We start from the raw sequence: 21,323 nt of genomic DNA, 5'->3' as shown, positions 1-21,323 counted from the left end.
GTTCTTCCTGCTCTCGCTGGTCTGGTCTGGAATGTCGTTGTGGGGTGCCGGTGTCGGCTAGAGGAGCGTCTGCCGCAGGCGCGCAAGCCGCCCGACGGCGCTGCCGTCGATCACGTCGTCGCCGACGCGCACGACGACACCGGCCAGCAGCTCCGGGTCGACCTGGACATGCACGGTGATCGGCCGGTCGTAGATGCGCTGCAGCGAGGCCGCCAACTGCTCGCGCTGCTGCTGCGTCAGCTCGGTCGCCGCCCGCACGTGCGCCACGATCTGCTTGCGCAGCGCCGCGGCCAGATCGGACAGCTCGTCGAAGGCCGTGCCCACGTCGCCGCGCGAGCGGCTCACGGCCTGCTCGGCGAGCTGGAGGGTGACGTCCTCGACCTTTCCGGTGAGCAGGCGTGCGACCAGCTCCCGCTTGGCCTGCGCCGACTTGCCGCGGTCGGCCAGCGCCTGCTCGAGGTCCGGATGGTCCTCGACGATCCGGCCGAGCCGGAACAGTTCGTCCTCGACCGCGTCGATGCGCCCGCGGTCGGCCGCGGCACGCAGCAGCGCCTCCCGCCCGAGCAGGACGAGGGTGTCGACCAGATCCCGGCTACGGGACCAGTCCTGGGCGACGGCGGTGGTCAGCACGGCCTGCGTGGCCACGCTGATCTTTCCGCCGAAGAGCCGTTCGGCCAGCTCGGCGCGCGCCGAGCTGGCCACCGACTTGTCTGCGAGCGCCACACGCAACGAACGCTGGTCGTCGAGCACGTCGACGACGGCGAACAATTCGGAACCCGTCGTGGCGGCGACGGTGTCACTCCCGGTGAGAGCGGCCGAAAGAGCTTCCCGGGCACGGGAGTTCGCCTCGCGGCTCGCTGCGTACATGCTTCCCACTTGTGTCGTTACCTTCCGACCCCGATGCCTGCCTGCAGATCCAATTCTGCAAGGAACCGGTCGATGGACGCAGCCTGCTTGGCCTCATCGGCCACGGACTGCCCGATGATCTTCTCAGCAAGGTCTACCGCAGTGTGGCCGAGTTCGGAACGAAGCTCGGTCACGATCTGCTGACGTTGCGCCTCGAGCTGTGCGTGCCCGGACGCCACGATGCGGTCGGCCTCGGCCTGCGCCTCCGCGCGCAACTGCGCGAGGATCTGCTGGCCCTGGTTGCGCGCCTCTTCACGGATCCGCGCGGCCTCGAGCCGGGCGTCGGCCAGTTGCTGCTGGTACTGCGATAGCGTGGCCTGCGCCTGCTCCTGTGCGACCTCCGCCTTCTCGAGCCCGCCCTCGATCTTCTCGGAGCGTTCGTCGAGCACCTTGGTCAACCGCGGGACGACGTACTTGAAGAAGACGACGCCGACGACGATGAAAACCACCGCCGACCAGAAAATGTCGTACGGCTCGGGAATCAGCGGGTTCGGATCCGAACCAGCGTCCGCGAGCAAAATCATCCCGTTCATGGCAATCAGAAGATGAAGCCGGCGACGAGACCGATCAGGGCCAGCGCCTCGGTGAACGCGATACCCAGGAACATGTTGGTCCGGATGGTGCCCTGCAGCTCGGGCTGACGGGCGATGCCCTCGATCGCCTTACCGACGACGATGCCGACACCGATGCCGGGGCCGATAGCAGCCAGACCATAACCAATGGCGCCGTAGCCCCTCACCTTGTCGGTGGTCTGGGCGAGCTCGGTGGCCATGTAGGAGAGGCTCATGAGATTTCATTTCCCTTTCTGTTGCCCACCCGCCGGCAGCGGGTGGGGCAGTTCATGTGCGTGTGCAGTTGTGTCGCAGGTCAGTGCGAATCCGCATGCTGCGCCAGGCCGATGTACACGGCTGTCAGCAGCGCGAAAACGTACGCCTGCAGGAAGATGACCAGCAGTTCGAACAGTGTGAAGGCGAAACCGCCGGCCAGCGAGAACGGGGACAGGCCCTTCATCCAGACGGCGCCGTCGAACAGGAAGAACTGGGTGGCCGCGAAGAACAGCACCAGCATGACGTGTCCGGCGAGCATATTTGCCATGAGTCGGACGGTCAGCGTGAACGGGCGCAGGATGAAGGTCGAGATGAACTCGATCGGAATCAGCAGGATGTGCATCGCCCACGGCACATTGGGCACCACGATGGACGAGTGCAGGTATCGCCAGAAGCCGTACTTCTTGATGCCGACGTAGTTGAACGTGACGTACGCGACGAGCGCCAGCACCAGCGGCATACCGATACGTGCATTCGACGACACGTTCAGGAACGGGATGACGCTGGAGAAGTTCAGGAACAGCACCGTGAAGAAGATCGACGCGATGAGCGGGAAATACTTGCGGCCGGTTTCCTTGCCGAGTACCTCGAAGCAGATCTGTTCGCGCACGAATACCAGTCCGTATTCGGCGACGTTCTGCAGACCGCGCGGTACGAGTTTGGGGCTGCGGAATGCGAGCAACATCACGGCCACCAGCACGGCCGCCATGATGATGCGAATCAGCATCAGCCGGTTGAGCTCGAAAGGCGTCCCCGCGAACAGCACCGCTGAAGGGAAGAAGTCGGTTAGCGAAGGCGCATGGAACTCGCCCGCCAAAGTGGTGACGCTCAGCGTTCTCTCCCGTGTTCGGGCCGCGAGCCATAGTGAACTCACGGTTCGGACATTGACGATCAGGTGGGTCGACTGAGGTCGGCTCGAGGTTCGTCAGCAGCTGAGGCGGGAAGATCCCGCTCGAGGCGTCTGTACGTCGGCGACATCGTCGACGGTGCAGAGCCGAACCCAGAGGTCCGGCACGGCTGCAAGCATAACCCGGAGTGGCTGGATCGAGGCGATCGCCCCCACTGATCGGATGCTTACGGTAAAGAGTTTACCAAGCAATCTACGACGCTGTGTAGGGGGTCCCGCTCAAAGATTTGAATGATCTTGTTGTTGCCGGTCATCCGGGGTGGGCGTGATCGGAACACGCTGGCGCAGTAGACCGAACGTCTCGGCGCCCAGCACGATCAGCAGCGCCGCGACGACGGTGAGGAACAGCGTTCCGCGACTGTAGAAGTCGAACTGCTTCAACACGGCGATCACGATCATGACAACCAGGAGTTTGCCAACCCAGCTGGCAAGCATCACCATGCCCTGAATGCCGGATTCCAATTTCGCACTGAACAGCACCAGAGCGGCCGTGGTCAGGATGAAGAACCCGCCGATTGCCGAACCGATCAGCGCGCCCCACAGGCCGGCCAGGCCCGCGACGATCGAACCGACGACGGACGAAACCACCACCAGCACAATCAATCCGGCAATGCCGTAGCGCAGCGCTCCGCGAAGTGGCGCGTCCTGATGGTTGTCCGGTGTGCTCACGACTCCACCTCGCTGGCGCTCGGCTCCGTCGTGCGCACCGCGCGCCGGCTCATCGGTTCGCTGCGCTTCGCTCCGCTCACGACTCCACCTCGCTGGCGCTCGGCTCCGTCGTGCGCACCGCGCGCCGGCTCATCGGTTCGCTGCGCTTCGCTCCGCTCACGCCGCCCGAGTTTACTCGCCGCTTACTTCGGGCCCGTCCGCCGCCCGACGACCGCGCCGGCGCCGCAGGCCCACGGCCTCGCGCAGCGAGGGCACCGCGGTCAGCACCAGCGCCAGCACCAATCCGGCCGCGAACAGCAGCACCACCAGGCGACGATCGATCAGCGAGGAACCCACCGCCGCGAAGGCCAGCACCCCGACCCACAGATAGATGGTCAGCACGACCCGGCGCTGCGAATGTCCGATCTGCAGCAGCCGGTGGTGCAGATGCATTTTGTCCGGTGTGGAAAAGCTCACACCCGCACGCGCGCGGCGCACGATAGCGAGCACCAGATCCAGCACCGGAATAAACATCACGGCCCCCACCAGCAACAATGGCGAGAGCAGACCGACAATGTCGCGGGCGCCGTAGCTGGTGAGCGGAATTCGGCCGGACGCGCCGGTGGAGACGGCCGCGAGCATGAGACCGATCAGCATCGATCCGGAATCGCCCATGAATATTCGCGCGGGCTGGAAATTATGTGCCAGAAATCCCAGGCAGCCGCCCGCCAGCGCGGCGGCAAGCAGCGCGGGCGGATAGCCGTCGGTGGCCCCGCCCTGCTGATACAGCAGCCCGGCGGCGAATACGAACACCGCCACGGCCGCGATCACCCCGAGGCCGGCCGCGAGCCCGTCCAGGCCGTCCACGAAATTCCATGCGTTGATCATCGTGACCGTGATGGCGACGGTCACCATGCCGCCGTACAGCTGGTCCAGCACCACGGTGGTGTTGGTGAACGGGTTGTAGATCGCCACCCAGCTCAGCCCCATCACCGCCATCACGCCGGCGGCGGTGACCTGGCCGACGAACTTCGTCAGCGCGTCCAGACCCCACCGGTCATCGATGATGCCCACCAGCACGATGAGCGTGCCCGCGACCACCACCGCCGGGATGTCGTGGGGATAGTCGAAGCCGCGCCGCAGCGCGGGCAACTGGTGGGCGAACAGCACCGCGGCCAGCACGCCCAGGTAGATGCCGACGCCACCCATTCGCGGAATCGGTTTGGTGTGCACGTCACGCGCGCGGGGGACCGCGACGGCGCCGAACTTGATCGCCAGCACCCGAATGGCGCCGGTGGACAGCAGCGTCACCACCGCCGCCACCAGCAGTACCAGCAGTAGCTCACGCAGCGGAACGACCGCGCCCTGGCTGAATATCATCTACCAGGCCGTCACCGCGCGACTTCGGGCGACAGTTCGCCGGGCGCGATACCCAGGACCTCGCCCACCTGCGCGGCGGTGATCGCGCCCTCGCGCAGGATGCGCGGCGCGTCCCCGGTCAGATCGACGATCGTCGAGGCCACACCGTGCTCGGCCGGTCCACCGTCCAGATAAACGCTCACTGCCTCACCGAACTGGATCCGGGCCTCCTCGGCGGACGCGGCCGGGGGCTGCCCGGAAATATTCGCGCTCGAGCACGCGATGGGGCCTACCTCACGCAACAGCTCCAGCGCGACCGGATGCAGCGGCATCCGCAGCATCACCGTGCCGCGGGTGTCGCCGAGATCCCACGCCAGCGAAGGTGCCTGCTGCACCACCAGGCTCAGCCCACCCGGCCAGAAGGCTCGAATCAGATCGCGCGCGGACTGCGGCACCGAGAACACGAGACCGTCGATGGTGTTCCACGAGCCGACCAGCACCTGCACCGGCATGTCCCGGCCGCGGCGCTTGGCCGCCAGCAGCGCGCCGACGGCGGCCGAATCGAACGCGTCGGCAGCGATGCCGTACAGCGTGTCGGTCGGGATGACGGCCAATCGTCCGGATTTCAGCGCGGTCCGGGCGGCGGTCAGCCCGGCGGCGCGTGTATCGGGATCGGAGCAGTCGTAGACGGTACTCACCCGGGAGAGTGTAGGTGTTGCCCCTGAGAGCGGTGTGACGGGAGTCGCCGAGGAGCCGCCCATTCAACGCACCAGGCGGCCGAGAAGGGCCGAGGCGCAGGCGATTCCGAGCACCGCGGCCGCGACGAGGACCCCCAGATCCAGCCACAGATTGTCCGCGGCGCCGATCAGGAGCCCGCGCAGGGCATCGACCTCGTAGCTGAGCGGATTGACGTGGCTGATCGCGCGCAGCCAGCCGGGCATGAGGTTGATCGGGTACAGCGCGTTGGAGGCGAAGAACAGCGGCATCGTGATGGCCTGGCCGATCCCCATCAGCCGGTCGCGCTTGACCACCAGCCCGGCGATCGTCATGGACAGGCAGGCGAAGAAGGAGGCACCCAGTACCACCACGACGATGGCGCCGAGGAGCTTCAGCGGATTCATCGTCAGGTGCACGCCCATGATCAGGGCCAGCACCACGATGATCAGCACCTGCGCCACCGATCGCACCCCCACCGCGAAGCATTTGCCGGCGATCAGCGCCGAGCGGGGGGTCGGGGTCACCATCAGCTTGTTGAGGATGCCGGCGTCGCGCTCCCAGATCAGCATGATGCCGTAGAAAATGGCGATGAACAGCGCCGACTGCGCGATGATGCCCGGCGCCAGGAAGTCCAGATAGGCCAGGTGCCCGGTCGGGATGGTGTGCAGCCGCGAGAAGGTGGTGCCGAAGATCACCATCCACAGCGCGGGCTGCACGGCGCGGGTGAACAGCTCGCTGCGATCGTGGCGCAGCTTCTGCAACTCCACCAGCGCGAATATCCCGATTCGCGAGCTCAGTGCCCGCGCGCGGGCCAGGCCCCGCGGCGCCTGGCGCAGGGGCGGAAACTCAACGGGTTCGCTGTGCGGTTCGACGGAGGCTTCGGACATCGCGCACCTCCCTTCCGATTCGCCGGACGAGACCAGCTCGAGTGGCGGACGGTATCCCCGGGGAGGGCGGCGGGACTTCAGCCCGCCCGCTGAGCGGTCCGACGCGTACTCCGGACATTGCGCAGCCCTCCCTCCAGGTTCGTGTCCTCGTCCAGGCCCGCGCCCGCGTGGTGGCGGAACACGTCCTCGAGGGTGGCGCTCGGGCCGAGCGCGGCCTTCAGCTCGGCCGGGGAGCCGACCGCCCGCAGCACGCCCCGGTGCAGCATTGCGACGCGATCGCAGAGCTCATCGGCCTCGGACATGTAGTGGGTGGTCAGCAGGACGGTCGTGCCGAATCGCCGGCGCAGCTCCCGCACCCGATCCCAGACGCTGTCGCGGGCGATCGGGTCCAGCCCGACGGTCGGCTCGTCGAGGATCAGCAGCGCGGGCCGGTTGACCAGCGCCTGCGCCAATTCCAGGCGGCGCACCATCCCCCCGGAGTAACCCGAGGCGAGCCGGTCGGCCACCTCGAGCAGGTCCATTGCGGCCAGCACCTGCTCGACCCGCGCGGCCCGCTCACGGCGCGGCACATCGAACAGCCGCGCGAACCAGGCGACGTTCTGCCGTCCGGTCAGCGCGCCCTCGATCGAGAGCTGCTGGGGCACATAGCCGAGGTTGTACCGGATATCGGTGTTCTCGCGACCGACCTCGAAGCCCAGCACCCGAACCCGCCCCTCCTGCACCGGCATCAGGGTGTTGAGCAGGCGGATGGTGGTGGTCTTGCCCGCGCCGTTGGGGCCGAGCAGGCCGAACACCTCGCCGCGCGCGATGCGCAGATGGAGGTGGTCGACCACGGTGTGCTCGCCGTAGCGGTGGGTCAGGCCGCGGCATTCGACGGCGGGTGTATCGCCGGGTGGCGCAACGGGTTTCGCCGTCATGTCGGCCTCCCCTGTTCCTGCTCGGTGTTCGATATTCGCTGTAGTGTCAGGTGCCGGACGCCGGTCGGTCAGCGGTGATCGGCCGAGGTCCGGGTCTTATCGCCGCGAGCCTTGTTCTCGCTCGTGCAGCAAGCCAGTGAGTTTGTCGATGACGGCCAGCCCCCGGATGAGATCCGCGCGCTCGCCCACGGAGAGATCGTCCAGCGCAACCGCGACGATTTCGTGTCTGCGCCTACGGGTTTCGTCGACCGTGCGCTGCACCGACGCGGGCAGGGACAGCCGCATCACCCGCCGATCGTCCGAATCCTGTTCTCGCACCAGCAGTTCCGCCTTGACCAGCGCACTGACGAAGGTCGACACACTGTTGGCCGCCAGCCCCATCTCCGCGGCAACCTCCTTCACCGAGATCCCCGGCCGCCGCGCGACCAGCCGCAGGAACTCGGCCTGCGAATCGCTGATCCCCGGCTGATCGAAGGCCCGCCCCGCCAACCGCCGCACCTGCCTGCGGAACCGCCCGAACGCCCCAAGCATCCCGCCGACCAGCTCCGGAACCGAATCCCGATCGGCGGCAGCGACCTCGCGCACCGTCTCCACACGCCGAGAATACCTCTAACCCAGAGTAATTTCCCTCTGAATCAGAGCTATTTTCCAGCCATCGACAGCGCCGAATGTTGTTCGCCGAATCACTCAGGAACACCGATTGATCTATTACGTGACCGACACCGAGATCGTCGTGGTGCAGGTCGGCGGGCGCTACGGCGACTGAATGGTGCGGCGGGCGGTGACGAAGCGGGGCTTGCCCGCGAGGTCGGGGTGTTCGGTGACGGCTTCGAAGGAAGTGGCGACCAGCAGGGCCGCCACCCCGGAACCGTTGGTGTCGTCGTGCTCGATCGCCGCGACGCCGCCGGGGCGTAGCAGGCGGGTGATGGTGGCGATCATGGGGCGGATTACGGTCAGGCCGTCGGGGCCGCCGAAGAGGGCCAGGTGCGGATCGTGGTCCGCGACTTCGGGATCGAGTGCGGCACCCTCGGGAATGTACGGCGGATTGGAGACCACGACGTCGACACGGCCGTTCAGGGCGGACAGGATTCCGGGGTCGGTTACGTCGCCGGCGTGCAGCGTAATCGGCGTATCCCCCTCGGCCGCCTGACGATCGGCATTGCGTTGCGCCCATTCGCGTGCGGCCGGGTCGATTTCGACCGCGTGCACGTCGATGTCGGGGCGGGCGTGGGCGAGCGCGAGCGCCAGGGCGCCCGATCCGGTGCACAGATCCACGACGACGGGCATGTGTTCGTGCCCGATCCCCTCCAATTGCCCCAGCGCCCAGGCGAACAGCAGCTCGGTCTCGGGCCGGGGCACGAAAACCCCGGGGCCGACCTCGAGATCGAGCTCGCCCATGGCCGCGAGGCCCGTGAGATGCTGCAGCGGAATGCGTTCGGCGCGCCGGTCGATCAGCTTCTCGAACTCGGCCACCTGCTCCGCGGTCACCATCGGGACCAGCGCCAGGCGCGAGCGCTCGATGCCGAGCACGTGCGCGGCGAGGAATTCGGCGTCGGCGCCGGGGCTGTGCACACCGGCCGCCCGCAGCCGTTCGGCGCCCCGGCTGATCACGGGACGGAGTTGTATGCGACTCACACTGTTCCGCCTCTCCGCGATGTCAGCGTGCCGTTGCCTACCAGGAGACCTTCTCGTCGGGCCGGCGGATGACGGCCCGCTCCCGGTGGGCCCGTCCACGGTGAGTTACCCATGTGCGTGCGAAATCAGTTGTCGCGTCTGCCTCGTCATGCACGACGATTCCCCGTTACTCCGCGGCCAGCCGGGCGGCGCGATCGGCCTCGACCAGTGCGTCCAGCAGGGCATCCAGATCCCCGTCCAGCACCGAATCCAGGTTGTGGGCCTTGAAGCCGATGCGGTGGTCGGCGATCCGGTTTTCCGGGAAGTTGTAGGTGCGGATGCGCTCGGAGCGATCCACTGTGCGGATCTGCGAGGCACGTCCGGCGGCGGCGTCCTGCTCGGCCTGCTCCTCGGCCAGGGCCTGCAGGCGCGCGGCGAGCACCTGCTTGGCGCGAATCTTGTTCTGCAGCTGGGACCGCTCGTTCTGACAGGTCACCACCAGGCCGGTGGGCAGGTGGGTCAGGCGCACGGCCGAGTCGGTGGTATTGACGCCCTGGCCGCCCTTGCCCGAGGAGCGATAGACGTCGACGCGCAGATCCTTGTCGTCGATCTCGACCTCGGCCACCTCGTCCGGCTCCGGATAGACCAGTACGCCCGCGGCGGAGGTGTGGATGCGGCCCTGCGATTCGGTGACCGGTACGCGCTGCACCCGGTGCACGCCGCCCTCCCACTTCAGGCGCGACCACACGCCGTCGCGGGTGGGCTCCTTGCTGCGGATGGAGAACGTGGCCTCCTTGTAGCCGTCCAGGTCGGAGTAGGTGACCCCGAGGACCTCGACCTTCCAGCCGTGCCGCTCGGCATAGCGGATGTACATGCGGGCCAGATCGGAGGCGAACAGCGCCGACTCCTCGCCGCCCTCGCCGGATTTCACCTCGAGCACGATGTCGTCGCCGTCGTGCGGGTCGCGCGGGGCGAGCAGGTCGGTCAGGGCCTTCTCGAGCTCCTCGACCTGCTCCTCGAGCCCCGGCACCTCGGCGGCGAAGGACGCGTCGTCGGCGGCCAGCTCGCGCGCGGCGGCCAGGTCGTCCCGCGCGGCGTTCAGCTTGGTGTAGGTGGACATGATCGGAGCGAGCTCGGCGAACCGCTTGCCGACGCGCCGCGCCTCGCCCGGGCTGTTGTGCAGCGCCGGATCGGACAGCTGCAGTTCCAGCCCGGCGTGCTCGGCCAGGATGTCGTCGATCGCGTTCGGGGCCGTCTTGTCGGCCATCGCGGGTGCTCCTTCGGGTCTGATCCATCTGTCCGGCGCGGCTGGAGAACGCACCGACGCCCGCCCTGCGCACGGGCAGGACGGGCGTCGGGTAAGCAGCTACTTGGCGTCGGCGTTCTTCGCGCGCTTGCCGTAGCGCGCCTCGAAGCGGGCGACGCGGCCGCCGGTGTCCAGAATCTTCTGCTTGCCCGTGTAGAACGGGTGGCACTGGGAGCAGACCTCAACGGTGATGTGGCCCGACTCCTTGGTGCTGCGAGTCTGGAACGTGTTGCCACAACCGCAGACGACGGTCGTGTCCACGTAGGTGGGGTGGATTCCTGCCTTCATGGGTGTCCTTTCAATGGTCGCCGGGTCGCCCGCTGTAGCCATGGACGTGAACCGGAACCGACTAGGCATTGTTGCCAACGGAGAAGTATAACCGCCGCTCCTCCCCCGTTTGTTCCCCCCTCCCGGACGCCGGACCGCCCGGCCCGACCACCGGCGTTCGCGGCGGGAAATCGTCGTCCGGACGACGGGTCGGTTTCTCCCCCGGGCGGCCCCCAAGTAATTACGGGCACGCATATTCGCAGCTCTCGAGCCACGCTGAAGACAAGTAGTTCGCTACTCAAGAATGCGAACACTTATGTTCATAGAGTTTCGCAGTGTGAGAGCAGGCCGTTACAGGAGGGACAGCCAGTGAATCTCCACACCGCTCGGGGAGCTCGGGGATCACGATCACCGGGATCGGCACCGCCGCGGCGCTTGCGGCGGTTGATCCGCGCCCTGCCGGGGGGTTGGCGCGCGGAATACCTGGCCGCGAGCGCAGTCGTGCTGATGCTCGGCCTGGCCGCGATCGGCTGGTGGGCCGCGCCGGGAGATCGGACCACCCCTGCGCCCACACCGGGTTCCGGCGACGAGCCGTACCAGTTCACGGTCACGGCCGTCCCGACCGGCGGCCTCACCGCGGCCGCCGCGCTGATTCTGGCGATCCTGATCCTGGGCGCGGCCCTCATCGCGGTGCTGTTCTTCAACCCCCGGAACGCAGTTCGGCCCCGCCGAGGCGGGGCTACCGCGAGAAAAGGGAGGTCCCGCCTCTGCGGAACCTCCCTCATCTCTCGATTCTCTAGTCGTCCATGGCGCCCGGTGCGGTCTTGGCGACCTGCAGCAGGAACTCCATGTTGTTCTTGGACTTCTTCAGCCGGTCGATCAGCAGATCGATGGCCTGCTGCGAGTCCAGACCGGAGAGCACGCGCCGCAGCTTGTGAATGACCGCGGCCTCGTCGGGCGCCAGCAGCAGCTCGTCGTGGCGGGTGCTGGACGGGTTGACGTCCACCGCCGGGAACACGCGCCGCTCGGCGATCTTGCGGTCCAGCTTGAGCTCGGCGTTACCGGTGCCCTTGAACTCCTCGAAGATCACCGTGTCACCGGTCGAGCCGGTCTCCACCATGGCGGTGGCGATGATCGTCAGCGAGCCGCCGTTCTCGATGTTGCGCGCCGCGCCCAGGAACCGCTTGGGCGGATACAGCGCGGTCGAGTCGACACCACCGGACAGGATGCGGCCCGAGGCAGGCGAGGAGTTGTTGTACGCGCGGCCCAGGCGGGTGATCGAGTCCAGCAGCACCACGACGTCCTGGCCCATCTCCACCAGGCGCTTGGCGCGCTCGATGGCGAGCTCGGCGACCGAGGTGTGATCGCCCGGCGGCCGGTCGAACGTCGAGGCGATCACCTCGCCGCGCACCGAGCGCTGCATGTCGGTGACCTCTTCGGGACGCTCGTCGACCAGCACCACCATCAGGTAGCACTCGGGGTTGTTGGTCGCGATCGCGTTCGCGATGTCCTGCATGATCGTGGTCTTACCGGCCTTGGGCGGGGACACGATCAGGGCGCGCTGGCCCTTGCCGATCGGCATGATCAGATCGATCACGCGGGTGGTCAGCTTGTTGGGCGTGGTCTCGAGCCGCAGCCGCTGGTTCGGGTACAGCGGGGTCAGCTTGTTGAACTCCGGACGACGGCGGGCCGAATCGAGATCGGTGCCGTTGACGGTGTCCAGACGCACCAGCGGATCGAACTTCTGGCGCTGGTTGCCCTGCTCGCCCTCGCGGGGCGCACGCACCGCACCGGTGATCGCGTCACCGCGGCGCAGGCCGTTCTTTCGGACCAGGTTCATCGAGACGTACACGTCGTTCTGGCCGGCCAGGTAGCCGGAGGTCCGCACGAACGCGTAGTTGTCCAGCACGTCGAGGATTCCGGCGACCGGCTGCAGGACGTCGTCCTCACGGATCTCGACCTCGCGGCCCTCGCCACCGGCGGCGCCGCCCTCGCGGTCCCGGCCCCGGCGACGCTCGCGGAAGCGACGGCCCCGGCGGCCGCGGCCGTCCTCTTCGTCACCGTCGTTGCTGCGGGGCGCGCCGTTGCGGTTGCCCTGGTTCTGGCCGCCGTTCTGGTTCCGCTCGCCCTGCTGGCCTCGGTCGCCCTGCTGGCCTCGGTCGCGCCGGCGCTCGCCGGACTCCTGCTCCGGGCGCGCCTCGGCGCCATTGGTCTCGGTCTTCGCTTCCGCGGTTTCGGTAGCGGCCGAACGCGCCTCGCGCCCCCGGCGCTGGCGGCCACCACGGCCACGACCCGACTCCCGCCCGGCATCCTCGGCCGAATCCGCCGGGCGCGCAGGCGAATCCGTCTTGGCCGCGCCCGACTCGGACTTCCCGGCGGACTTCTCGGCAGCAGGCTTGTCCGCGACGATGCTGTCGAGGGTCTGCTGCTCGGCGCGGGCGGACTTGGACCGCGACGACGGGGCCCGCACGGCCTCGGCCGCGGGCGCCTCCTGCGCCGGCTTGGCCTCGGCCGCGGCAGCGTCGGTGCGACCCTTCGTCGGCTTGCCGGAACTGGACTGATTCTCCTTGATAGCGGCGATGAGATCGCCCTTACGCATCCCGGATGTGCCTCGGATACCGAGTTCCCCGGCAAGCGCGCGCAACTGCGGCAACAACATTCCTGTCAGCCCCGATCGTGCGACGTCGGTGTGTTCGCTCATCTTCGAAATCTGTCCGGAGTCACTTTCGCGGTCGTCCGAGGTACGTCCATTGGTTTCCACCCCGGGTGTCGCGAGCAGGTCCGTATCTGTCACGGAGATCCTTTCCTTCCCTCGATTGCCGTGTGCTTATTCGAGGGTTTCTTCCCGAAGCCCGATCATCGTGCCGAGCTCGGATGCCGTATCGCCTGCCCCGCCGGACCAGCGGCTAGTGCCACCAGGTCTGCGCCACCGGTTCACAAAGGTGGGATTGATCATTCCAGTGTCGACCCCAATATCCGAGACCCGCGTCGCGAGCCTGAGCAAGGAGCCTGCTGGAGCGATTGCCCAAATGAAGCACCGGCGTCTGATGCGCACGATGTACGGACTCGCCCAGGATAGCTCCCTGCGGGAATGCCTGCAAGGCAGGCACGCGGTCAATCGGTCCGCACACCCTCGGAAATGGCCGGCTCGAGTACCCGCAACCCCTCCGCAATCGCGAGTTCGCGCAGTTCGGCAGGGAATTCGCCGGTGGTCAACGCCAGCACCGTCGGCCCCGCGCCCGACACCGTGGCGGCGATCCCGGCCGCGCGCAACCGGGCGATCCAGGCGGTTGTCAGGGGCAGCGCACCGGCCCGGTACCCCTGGTGCAGCCGGTCCGCCGTGGCGGGTATCAGCAGGTCGGGGCGCTGCGTCAGCGCCACCACCGCGAGCGCGGCGCGACTGGCGTTGAACGCCGCGTCGCCGTGCGGGACGGTCTCGGGGAGCAGTCCGCGGGTGTGCGCGGTCGCCGAGCGCTCCTCGGGAACCAGCACGTGCGCCCGCAGCAGCGGATGCGGGCTCAGCCGCACCGCGAAATAGGCTCGCCCGGGCCGCTCGCCGTCGGCCACCTGATCGTTTTCGGTCCAGGACACCACAATTCCGCCCAGCACACTGGCCGCGGCATTATCGGGATGTCCCTCGAATTCCGATGCCAGCTGGACCAATTCGGCCTCGCTGCCCGCGAGTTGCGGATCGAACTTCGCCGCCAGTGCCCGCCCGGCGGCCAGCCCGCCGACCACCGCCGAGGCCGAGGATCCCAGCCCCCGCGAATGCGGAATCACATTGCGGCACACCACATCCAGGCCGTCGGCCCACACACCCGCCGATTCCAGCCCCCTTTGGATCGCGCGTACCACGAGATGTGAAGAGTCCCAAGGCACCTCATCGGCACCCTCGCCTTCCACCCGAATCGTAAGCCCCGAATCGGTGGTTCGCACGGCAATCTCGTCGTACAGGCCCAGCGCGATGCCCAGGGAATCGAATCCGGGCCCCAGGTTGGCGCTGGACGCGGGCACCCGCGCCGTCACGCACAATCCGGCGGGCAGGGTTGCGGTCACCTGCCCGGCTCGGCTCGATGCTGTGAAATGACTCACCTCAGGCTAGTTCCAGCTCATGGGCGACCGCGACCGGGTCGACCGCGATCGCCTGCACCTCGGGCATGCCCAAGAGCGCGGTGTCCGGATCCTTGAGGCCGTTGCCGGTCACGGTGCAGACCACGGTCAGCCCGTCATCGAGCCAGCCCTCCTTGCGCGCGGCCAGCAGCCCGGCCACGCTGGCGGCCGAGGCGGGCTCGACGAAGACGCCCTCGGTGCTCGCGACGAGGCGGTACGCCTCGAGGATCTCCGCGTCGGTGGCCGCGCGGAAGGCGCCACCGGACTCCTCCTTCGCCGCGACCGCGCTGTTCCACGACGCGGGCGCGCCGATTCGGATGGCGGTGGCGATCGTCTCGGGGTTCTTCACCGGCGCCCCGTTGACCAGCGGCGCGGCCCCGGCAGCCTGCACACCGAGCATGCGCGGGCGGCCGGTGGTGAGGCCGTCGGCGTGATACTCGCTGTAGCCCTTCCAGTACGCGGTGATGTTGCCCGCGTTACCGACCGGCAGCGCGTGCACGTCGGGGGCGCGGCCGAGGGCATCGCAGATCTCGAAGGCCGCGGTCTTCTGGCCCTCGATGCGGGCCGGGTTGACGGAGTTCACGAGGCCGACCTGCGGGAATTCCGCGGTCACCTTGCGGGCGAGCTCGAGGCAGTCGTCGAAGTTGCCGTCCACCTGGATGATCTTGGCGCCGAGCATGACGGCCTGGGCCAGCTTGCCCATCGCGATCTTGCCCTGCGGGATCAGCACCGCGCAGTGCATGCCTGCCCGGGTGGCGTACGCCGCGGCCGACGCCGAGGTGTTGCCGGTGGAGGCGCACAGCACGGCCTTCTGACCGCGGGCCTTGGCATCGGTCATCGCCACGGTCATGCCGCGATCCTTGAAGGATCCGGTCGGGTTCAGGCCCTCGACCTTGAGATATACCTCACAGCCGGTGAGCTGCGAGAGATGATGCGCCGGCACCAGCGGGGTGCCGCCCTCGAACAGCGTGACCGTCTCCCAGTCCGCGCCGACCGCGAGACGATCGCGGTATGCCTCGATCAGGCCCGGCCAGGGGGTGTGTACCGCGGCGGGAAGGGGCACTCCTGCCTTGTTCATTCCTCGGTGCCTTCCAATCTCAAGACGCTGGTCACGGATGTGACGGATTCCAGCTCGGCCAGTGCGGCCACCGTATCGGCCAGCGCCGACTCGGACGCGTGGTGGGTCACCACGACCAGTCGGGCGCCCGCGTCGGAGCCCTCCTGGCGGACCGTCGAGATGCTGACCCCATGCTGGGCGAACTCGCCGGCGACGGCCTGTAAAACCCCGGTACGGTCGGCGACCTGCAGGTTCACGTGGTAGCGGGTGGGCGTGTCGCCGATCGGCGCGATCGGCAGCTCAGCATAGACCGATTCGCCCGGCGCGCGGCCACCGAAGAACTTGTTGCGGGCGGCCATCACCAGATCGCCCATCACCGCGGAGGCGGTCGGCGCGCCACCGGCACCCTGGCCGTAGAACATCAGCCGGCCCGCGTTCTCGGCCTCCACGACGACGGCGTTGAACGCGCCGGTGACCGCGGACAGCGGATGCTTGCGCGGGATCAGCGCGGGATACACGCGCACCGAGATGCGGTCCTTGCCGCCCTCGTCCGCGCTGGGCTGGCCGGGCACGCGCTCGCAGATCGCCAGCAGCTTGACCGTGCAACCGACGGCCGCGGCGGTCTCCAGGTCCTCGGCGGTGATCTTGGAGATGCCCTCGCGGTAGACGTCGGCGGCGGTCACCCGGGTGTGGAAGGCCAGCGAGGCCAGGATCGCGGCCTTGGCGGCGGCGTCGTAGCCCTCGACGTCGGCGGTCGGGTCGGCCTCGGCATAGCCCAGCCGCTGCGCGTCGGCGAGCATCTGCCCGTAGTCGGCGCCGGTCTCGTCCATCGCCGAGAGGATGAAATTGGTTGTGCCGTTGACGATTCCCACGACGCGGTTGACCCGGTCACCGGACAGCGACTGGATCAGCGGGCGCACCACCGGGATCGCGCCGGCCACGGCGGCCTCGAAATACAGGTCGGCGCGCGAGTTCTCGGCGGCCGCGGCCAGCTCGCCGGTGTAATCGGCCAGCAGCGCCTTGTTCGCGGTGACCACGGATTTGCCGGCGTTCAGCGCGGCCCCGATCAGCTCGCGGGCCGGATCGATGCCGCCCATCACCTCCACGACCAGGTCCACGTCGTCGCGGGTGACCAGGGCGCGCGCGTCGGTGGTCAGCAGCTCGGCCGGGATGCCGCGGTCGATGTCGAGGCGGCGCACCGCGACTCCCCGCAGCACCAGCGGGGCGCCCACGCGCTGACGCAGGTCCTCGGCGTTGTTGAGGATGATGCGTACCACCTCGGCGCCGACATTGCCCATGCCCAGGACCGCGACTCCGATCGGATGATCGGATCCGAATGCGCCAGTCATGACTGCACCTCCAAGCTCAACAGATCGTTCACCGTCTCGCGGCGCAGGATCAGGCGGGCCTCGCCCGCGCGCACGGCGACCACCGCCGGGCGGGTCAACAGGTTGTACCGGCTCGACATCGAGTAGCAGTACGCGCCCGTCGCGGCCACCGCGATCAGATCGCCCGGGCCGACATCCTCGGGCATCCACGCGTCTCGAATGACGATATCGCCGCTCTCGCAATGCTTTCCGACCACGCGAGCTACCACCGCGGGCGCGGCGGACGTGCGCGAGACCAGGCGGCAGTCGTAGTCGGCCTGATACAGCGCGGGGCGAATGTTGTCGCTCATCCCGCCGTCGACACTGATGTAGCGGCGCTGGGCGCCGGCGTCGAGGGCGACGTCCTTGATGGTGCCGACCTCGTAGAGCGTGACGGTGCCCGGGCCGGCGATGGCGCGGCCCGGCTCGACCGCGATCTGCGGGGCGGGCAGCCCGATCAGGGCGGCCTCGTCGGCGACCAGATCGCATACCTTGCGCGCGAAGTCGTCCAGGGGTGGCGGGTCGTCGCTCGGCAGATACGAAATGCCCAGTCCGCCACCGAGATCCAGGGTGTGAATCTGCTCGGTGCGCGCCACGCCGAACTTGGCGATCGCATCGCTGAGCAGGCGCAGCATGCGCCGGGCAGAGATCTCGAAGCCGTCGATGTCGAAGATCTGCGAGCCGATGTGGCTGTGCAGGCCGACCAGGCGCAGATTCTGCGCCTCGAACACCCGCGCCAGGGCCTCCATGGCGCCGCCGCCGGCGATCGAGAACCCGAACTTCTGATCCTCGTGCGCGGTCGAAATGTATTCGTGGGTATGGGCTTCCACGCCGACCGTGACACGGACCAGCACGTCCTGCACCACCCCGGCGCGACCGGCCACGGCCTCCAGCCGATCGATCTCGATCAGCGAATCCACCACGATGTGGCCGACCCCGGCCCGCACGGCGGCGTCGAGTTCGGTGACGGATTTGTTGTTGCCGTGCAGGGCGATTCGCTCGGCGGGGAAATCGGCGTGCAGTGCGACGGCCAGCTCGCCGCCGGAACACACGTCCAGGGACAGACCCTCGTCGCGGACCCAGCGCGCGACCTCGCCGCACAGAAATGCCTTGGAGGCGTAGTGGACTCGGGTATTGGCGCCGAACGCGCGCACCATGTCCCGGCAGCGGGAACGGAAGTCGTCCTCGTCGACCACGAACAGCGGGGTGCCGAACCGCTCGGCGAGCTCGGTCACGGGCACGCCGGCCAGCCGCACCACGCCGTCGTCGCCGCGGGAGGCGTTGCGGGGCCATACATTCGCGGGCAGCTCGGTCATCCGTGCCGGGTCACCGGGCCGCTCCGGCAGATTCGGGGCATGCGGAATCTCGGCGTGCCGAGGTCCCGCCGGGTGCGCGCTCAAAGTCGTTCCTTCCATAGCGGATTCACATGCGCTCCGGTGCGCTGACGCCGAGCAGGGCCAGGCCGTTGCGCAGCACCTGACGGGTGGCCTTCACCAGCTCCAGGCGGGCGGCGTGGCGGGGGGTGACCGGCTCGTCGCCCTTGGGCAGCACGCGCATGTCGTCGTCGGACTGGAAGGGGTGGTAGACACCGGCCAGTTCCTCGAGGTAGCGCACCACCCGATGCGGCTCGCGCGCCTGGGCGGCCGTGGCGACCACTCGCGGGTACTCGCCGAGCGTGCGCATCAGCTCACCCTCGCGGTCCGCGGTCATCGCGGCGAAATCCGGTGTCACCGAGGCGAAATCGAATTCGCTCGAATTCTCGATGATGCGGCAGGTGCGGGCGTGCGCGTACTGCACGTAGTAGATCGGGTTGACGCTCTCCTGCTTGGTCCACAGGTCCAGATCGATATCGATGCTGCTGTTGACCGAGGACCGCACCAGCGAATACCGCGCGGCATCCACCCCGATCGCCTCGACCAGGTCGTCGAGCGTGACGACCGTGCCCGCGCGCTTGGACATCCGCACGGCCACACCGTCTTTCACCAGATTCACCATCTGGCCGATGAGCACCTCGACGGTGTCCGGATCGTCGCCGAACGCGGCCGCGGCGGCCTTCAGGCGGCCGATGTAGCCGTGGTGGTCCGCGCCGAGCATGTAGATGCACAGGTCGAAGCCACGCCCGCGCTTATTGTGGAAGTACGCGATGTCACCGGCGATATAGGCGGACTTGCCGTCGCTCTTGATGACGACGCGGTCCTTGTCGTCGCCGTATTCGGTGGACGCGATCCACCACGCGCCCTCCTTCTCGTACAGCTTGCCCGAGGCCTTCAGCTCGGCGACGGCCCGCTCGACCTCGCCCGAGGCGAACAGCGAGCTCTCGTTGAAGTAGACGTCGAAGTCGGTGCCGAACTCGTGCAGCGTCTGCTTGATCTGCGCGAACATCAGCTCGACGCCCTCGCGGCGGAACAGCTCGTGCCGCTCGTCCTGCGGCAGGTCGGCCGCGCCCGGATTGGCCGCGACGATCGTGCCGGCGATTTCGCCGATGTAGGCGCCCGCATAGCCGTCGTCCGGGGTGGGCTGCCCGGTCGCGGCCGCGACCAGGGAGTTGGCGAAGCGGTCGATCTGCGCGCCGTGGTCGTTGAAGTAGTACTCGCGGGTGACCGCGGCGCCCTGCGCGGCCAGGATGCGGCCGAGCGCGTCGCCGACCGCCGCCCACCGGGTGCCGCCGAGATGGATCGGGCCCGTCGGGTTCGCGGAGACGAACTCCAGGTTGATCTTCGTGCCGGCCAGGGCCGCGGCGGTGCCGTACTTCTCCCCCGCCGCCAGGACCGTCTCGATGATGGCGCTCTGCGCGGCCGCGGCCAGCCGGATGTTCAGGAAGCCCGGGCCCGCGACCTCGGCGGACTCGACGCCGTCGGTGGCCGAGAGCGCCTCGGCGAGCAGCCCGGCCAGCTCGCGGGGATTCATGCCCGCCTTCTTCGCCACCTGCATCGCCACATTCGTGGCGTAATCGCCGTGTTCCGGATTGCGGGGTCGCTCCACAGTGACCTCGTCGGGCAGGACCGAGGGGTCCGATCCACGTTCGACGAGCACCTTCGCCGCGGTGGCGCGAAGGAGATCTGCAAGGTCAGCTGGAGTCACGAGTAACCATCCTATGGTTACACCCATGAGCCACCGCCAGTGGGTTTCGGCTGGCCCGCCCGCGCCGAACGCGCCCTTTTGGCGCTGCGCCCTCGATGCGATACGCTTTCCCAGCCCGATCGGACGAAAGACGAGCGGGTCCAATCCCCGCCCTCGTAGCTCAGGGGATAGAGCGTCTGCCTCCGGAGCAGAAGGCCGTAGGTTCGAATCCTACCGAGGGCACCGATACTTCGAGCCCCGATCAGCATCGGCTGATCGGGGCTCTTCGTTTTCCGCTGCCGCGGCAATCGCCTATTCAGTTGTGCCCGCGAGGATTTCGCGATCCGCCGAGATCCGTGCGGACCGGTCGAGTTGCGCCGCCACCGCGCGGTCACTCCGCGAGAAGTTTGCGGAGGCCGGCGATCACGTAACTCGTGTTCTCGTCGAGCACCCAGTGGTCGGCGTGGGGGACGACGTCGGTGGTCACGTTCGTGGCGACGCGGGCGAGCATGGCGCCGACGGTGGGGCCCATGCTGTCCTGGCCGCCCAGGCCCAATACCGGAATCGTCAGCTTGCCCTGCTGGGCGAACAGGGCGTCCTCGGCCTTGTCGCCGGCGTCCTTCTCGCGGTAGTACTCCAGGCCGGCGTGGGTGCGGCCGGCCCGGCTGAAGGCGGCGATGTAGCCGTCGGTCTCGGCCTTGTCGAGCGGACCGTCCTTCGCCTCGTACAGCGCGCCGTAGAAGTCGGCTTCCTTGCCGGCGATCAACTTCTCGGCGAGCTGGTCCTTGGGCCCGAGGGCCAGCCAGTCGAACCAGAGGAAGTCGGGTCGCGAGTGCGCGAACGCCGCGTAGTCGGTGGTCGGCGCGGCCTCCATGATCGCCAGATGGGCGAGGTCCGAACGGTATTCGTCGGCGTAGGCCAGGGCGATCTCGCCGCCGAAGTCGTGGGCGAACAGATCGAAGTGCCCCAGGTTCAGGTGCTGGGCGAGCGCATGCACGTCGGTGGCGACGGCGAGTGCCTGGTAACCGTCGTCGGACTTGGCGAAGCCGGAGTCGCCCATGCCGCGCAGGTCGACTGCGACGACGGTGTGATCCTTGGCGAGATCCGGAGCGATCTTCGACCAGGCTCGCCAGGTCTCCGGATAGCCGTGCAGCAGCACGATCGCCGGGCCATGGCCGCCGATCACGTAGTGCACCGCGACGCCGTCGTTGTCAATCGTGCCGTCGTGGAAGCCGGGCAGCGGATCCGCCGCGGCGGCCGGATGCGAGGACGAACAGGAGGTGACGAGCGCGCCGGCCATGGTCAGTGCGGCCGCGAGGGGCACAAGTCGTCGGTGGAACGCGGAGAAACGCATCGGTGGATCCTTCTCGAGCA

At 68.2% G+C, this 21,323-nt stretch carries 21 protein-coding genes and 1 tRNA gene; 2 read left to right on the top strand and 20 right to left on the bottom strand.

Translation table 11 applies throughout. The features are described from left to right. Positions 1–57 precede the first annotated feature (57 nt). The 10 genes from KO481_RS09685 to KO481_RS09640 all read right to left on the bottom strand — a co-directional run bounded on the left by KO481_RS09685 (position 58) and on the right by KO481_RS09640 (position 7,762). Positions 58–867, bottom strand: coding sequence for a F0F1 ATP synthase subunit delta (locus tag KO481_RS09685; protein ID WP_215916735.1), 810 nt, complete (start codon positions 865–867; stop codon positions 58–60). A gap of 17 nt (positions 868–884) precedes the next feature. Further along, the gene (locus KO481_RS09680; protein ID WP_215916617.1) at positions 885–1,439 is read right to left on the bottom strand and encodes a F0F1 ATP synthase subunit B; all 555 of its coding nucleotides are present in this window, start codon (positions 1,437–1,439) and stop codon (positions 885–887) included. A gap of 5 nt (positions 1,440–1,444) precedes the next feature. Then, a complete protein-coding gene (locus tag KO481_RS09675) occupies positions 1,445–1,693 on the bottom strand; it encodes an ATP synthase F0 subunit C (RefSeq protein WP_215916616.1) in 249 nt (82 codons plus the stop codon). An 80-nt stretch (positions 1,694–1,773) separates the two neighbouring features. Further along, positions 1,774–2,607: a F0F1 ATP synthase subunit A gene (gene atpB, locus KO481_RS09670; protein WP_215916615.1), complete on the bottom strand. Its 834-nt coding sequence runs from the start codon at positions 2,605–2,607 to the stop codon at positions 1,774–1,776. A 252-nt stretch (positions 2,608–2,859) separates the two neighbouring features. Then, positions 2,860–3,309: a Cg1360 family ATP-synthase-associated protein gene (locus tag KO481_RS09665; protein ID WP_215916614.1), complete on the bottom strand. Its 450-nt coding sequence runs from the start codon at positions 3,307–3,309 to the stop codon at positions 2,860–2,862. A 171-nt stretch (positions 3,310–3,480) separates the two neighbouring features. Beyond that, on the bottom strand, positions 3,481–4,668 hold the full coding sequence (locus tag KO481_RS09660; RefSeq protein WP_215916613.1) for an MraY family glycosyltransferase: 1,188 nt from the start codon (positions 4,666–4,668) through the stop codon (positions 3,481–3,483). A gap of 11 nt (positions 4,669–4,679) precedes the next feature. Continuing rightward, the gene (locus KO481_RS09655; RefSeq protein WP_215916612.1) at positions 4,680–5,345 is read right to left on the bottom strand and encodes an L-threonylcarbamoyladenylate synthase; all 666 of its coding nucleotides are present in this window, start codon (positions 5,343–5,345) and stop codon (positions 4,680–4,682) included. A 63-nt stretch (positions 5,346–5,408) separates the two neighbouring features. Beyond that, on the bottom strand, positions 5,409–6,251 hold the full coding sequence (locus KO481_RS09650) for an ABC transporter permease (protein ID WP_215916611.1): 843 nt from the start codon (positions 6,249–6,251) through the stop codon (positions 5,409–5,411). Between the two features lie 77 nt (positions 6,252–6,328). Continuing rightward, positions 6,329–7,168, bottom strand: a complete 840-nt coding sequence (locus KO481_RS09645; RefSeq protein WP_215916610.1) for an ABC transporter ATP-binding protein — start codon at positions 7,166–7,168, stop codon at positions 6,329–6,331. Positions 7,169–7,264: 96 nt separating this feature from the next. After that, positions 7,265–7,762 carry a MarR family winged helix-turn-helix transcriptional regulator gene (locus KO481_RS09640; protein WP_308166459.1) on the bottom strand — a complete coding sequence of 166 codons (498 nt, stop codon included), beginning with the start codon at positions 7,760–7,762 and terminating at the stop codon, positions 7,265–7,267. Between the two features lie 40 nt (positions 7,763–7,802). Between KO481_RS09640 and KO481_RS44280 the strand changes: the two genes are divergently transcribed. Then, on the top strand, positions 7,803–7,934 hold the full coding sequence (locus KO481_RS44280) for a type II toxin-antitoxin system YoeB family toxin (protein ID WP_215916733.1): 132 nt from the start codon (positions 7,803–7,805) through the stop codon (positions 7,932–7,934). On the opposite strand, the gene prmC is transcribed toward KO481_RS44280, so the two are convergent. The 9 genes from prmC to argS form a co-directional block, all read right to left on the bottom strand. Further along, positions 7,922–8,803, bottom strand: a complete 882-nt coding sequence (prmC, locus tag KO481_RS09630) for a peptide chain release factor N(5)-glutamine methyltransferase (protein ID WP_215916609.1) — start codon at positions 8,801–8,803, stop codon at positions 7,922–7,924. The two genes, KO481_RS44280 and prmC, sit on opposite strands and share 13 nt — an antisense overlap. A 166-nt stretch (positions 8,804–8,969) precedes the next feature. Further along, positions 8,970–10,049: a peptide chain release factor 1 gene (gene prfA, locus KO481_RS09625; protein WP_215916608.1), complete on the bottom strand. Its 1,080-nt coding sequence runs from the start codon at positions 10,047–10,049 to the stop codon at positions 8,970–8,972. A 99-nt stretch (positions 10,050–10,148) separates the two neighbouring features. Further along, positions 10,149–10,376 (bottom strand): 50S ribosomal protein L31, encoded by a 228-nt coding sequence (gene rpmE / locus KO481_RS09620; RefSeq protein WP_215916607.1) that lies wholly within the window; start codon positions 10,374–10,376, stop codon positions 10,149–10,151. A gap of 775 nt (positions 10,377–11,151) precedes the next feature. Then, positions 11,152–13,149 carry a transcription termination factor Rho gene (rho, locus tag KO481_RS09615; RefSeq protein ID WP_215916606.1) on the bottom strand — a complete coding sequence of 666 codons (1,998 nt, stop codon included), beginning with the start codon at positions 13,147–13,149 and terminating at the stop codon, positions 11,152–11,154. 320 nt (positions 13,150–13,469) lie between these two features. Further along, positions 13,470–14,411, bottom strand: coding sequence for a homoserine kinase (thrB, locus tag KO481_RS09610; protein ID WP_215916732.1), 942 nt, complete (start codon positions 14,409–14,411; stop codon positions 13,470–13,472). Between the two features lie 37 nt (positions 14,412–14,448). Then, a complete protein-coding gene (gene thrC, locus KO481_RS09605) occupies positions 14,449–15,543 on the bottom strand; it encodes a threonine synthase (RefSeq protein ID WP_215916605.1) in 1,095 nt (364 codons plus the stop codon). Next, positions 15,540–16,871: a homoserine dehydrogenase gene (locus KO481_RS09600; RefSeq protein WP_215916604.1), complete on the bottom strand. Its 1,332-nt coding sequence runs from the start codon at positions 16,869–16,871 to the stop codon at positions 15,540–15,542. Before KO481_RS09600 ends, thrC begins: the two co-directional genes overlap by 4 nt. Then, positions 16,868–18,289, bottom strand: coding sequence for a diaminopimelate decarboxylase (lysA, locus tag KO481_RS09595; protein ID WP_215916603.1), 1,422 nt, complete (start codon positions 18,287–18,289; stop codon positions 16,868–16,870). Before lysA ends, KO481_RS09600 begins: the two co-directional genes overlap by 4 nt. A gap of 22 nt (positions 18,290–18,311) precedes the next feature. Next, complete coding sequence (gene argS / locus KO481_RS09590; protein ID WP_215916602.1) at positions 18,312–19,970, bottom strand: arginine--tRNA ligase; 1,659 nt, start codon at positions 19,968–19,970, stop codon at positions 18,312–18,314. Between the two features lie 149 nt (positions 19,971–20,119). On the opposite strand from argS, the gene KO481_RS09585 reads away from it, so the two are divergent. Beyond that, positions 20,120–20,192, top strand: a tRNA-Arg gene (locus KO481_RS09585). 148 nt (positions 20,193–20,340) lie between these two features. Here KO481_RS09585 and KO481_RS09580 read toward each other — a convergent pair. Then, positions 20,341–21,303, bottom strand: coding sequence for an alpha/beta fold hydrolase (locus KO481_RS09580; RefSeq protein ID WP_215916601.1), 963 nt, complete (start codon positions 21,301–21,303; stop codon positions 20,341–20,343). Positions 21,304–21,323 lie beyond the last annotated feature (20 nt).

Origin of the sequence: Nocardia albiluteola (assembly GCF_018860155.1) — a bacterium.
Lineage (GTDB): Bacteria > Actinomycetota > Actinomycetes > Mycobacteriales > Mycobacteriaceae > Nocardia > Nocardia albiluteola.
The sequence above is the reverse complement of the archived record's forward strand: the minus strand, read 5'-3'. Positions and strand labels throughout refer to the sequence as shown.

Excerpts from the sequence above, each read along its gene's own strand:
- KO481_RS09600 (WP_215916604.1), bottom strand. The coding sequence starts at position 16,871 with ATGACTGGCGCATTCGGATCCGATCATCCGATCGGAGTCGCGGTCCTG.
- KO481_RS09675 (WP_215916616.1), bottom strand. The coding sequence starts at position 1,693 with ATGAGCCTCTCCTACATGGCCACCGAGCTCGCCCAGACCACCGACAAG.
- prfA (WP_215916608.1), bottom strand. The coding sequence starts at position 10,049 with ATGGCCGACAAGACGGCCCCGAACGCGATCGACGACATCCTGGCCGAG.
- KO481_RS09580 (WP_215916601.1), bottom strand. The coding sequence starts at position 21,303 with ATGCGTTTCTCCGCGTTCCACCGACGACTTGTGCCCCTCGCGGCCGCA.
- KO481_RS09685 (WP_215916735.1), bottom strand. The coding sequence starts at position 867 with ATGTACGCAGCGAGCCGCGAGGCGAACTCCCGTGCCCGGGAAGCTCTT.
- thrC (WP_215916605.1), bottom strand. The coding sequence starts at position 15,543 with ATGAACAAGGCAGGAGTGCCCCTTCCCGCCGCGGTACACACCCCCTGG.
- KO481_RS09660 (WP_215916613.1), bottom strand. The coding sequence starts at position 4,668 with ATGATATTCAGCCAGGGCGCGGTCGTTCCGCTGCGTGAGCTACTGCTG.
- KO481_RS09650 (WP_215916611.1), bottom strand. The coding sequence starts at position 6,251 with ATGTCCGAAGCCTCCGTCGAACCGCACAGCGAACCCGTTGAGTTTCCG.
- rpmE (WP_215916607.1), bottom strand. The coding sequence starts at position 10,376 with ATGAAGGCAGGAATCCACCCCACCTACGTGGACACGACCGTCGTCTGC.
- KO481_RS09680 (WP_215916617.1), bottom strand. The coding sequence starts at position 1,439 with ATGAACGGGATGATTTTGCTCGCGGACGCTGGTTCGGATCCGAACCCG.
- KO481_RS09645 (WP_215916610.1), bottom strand. The coding sequence starts at position 7,168 with ATGACGGCGAAACCCGTTGCGCCACCCGGCGATACACCCGCCGTCGAA.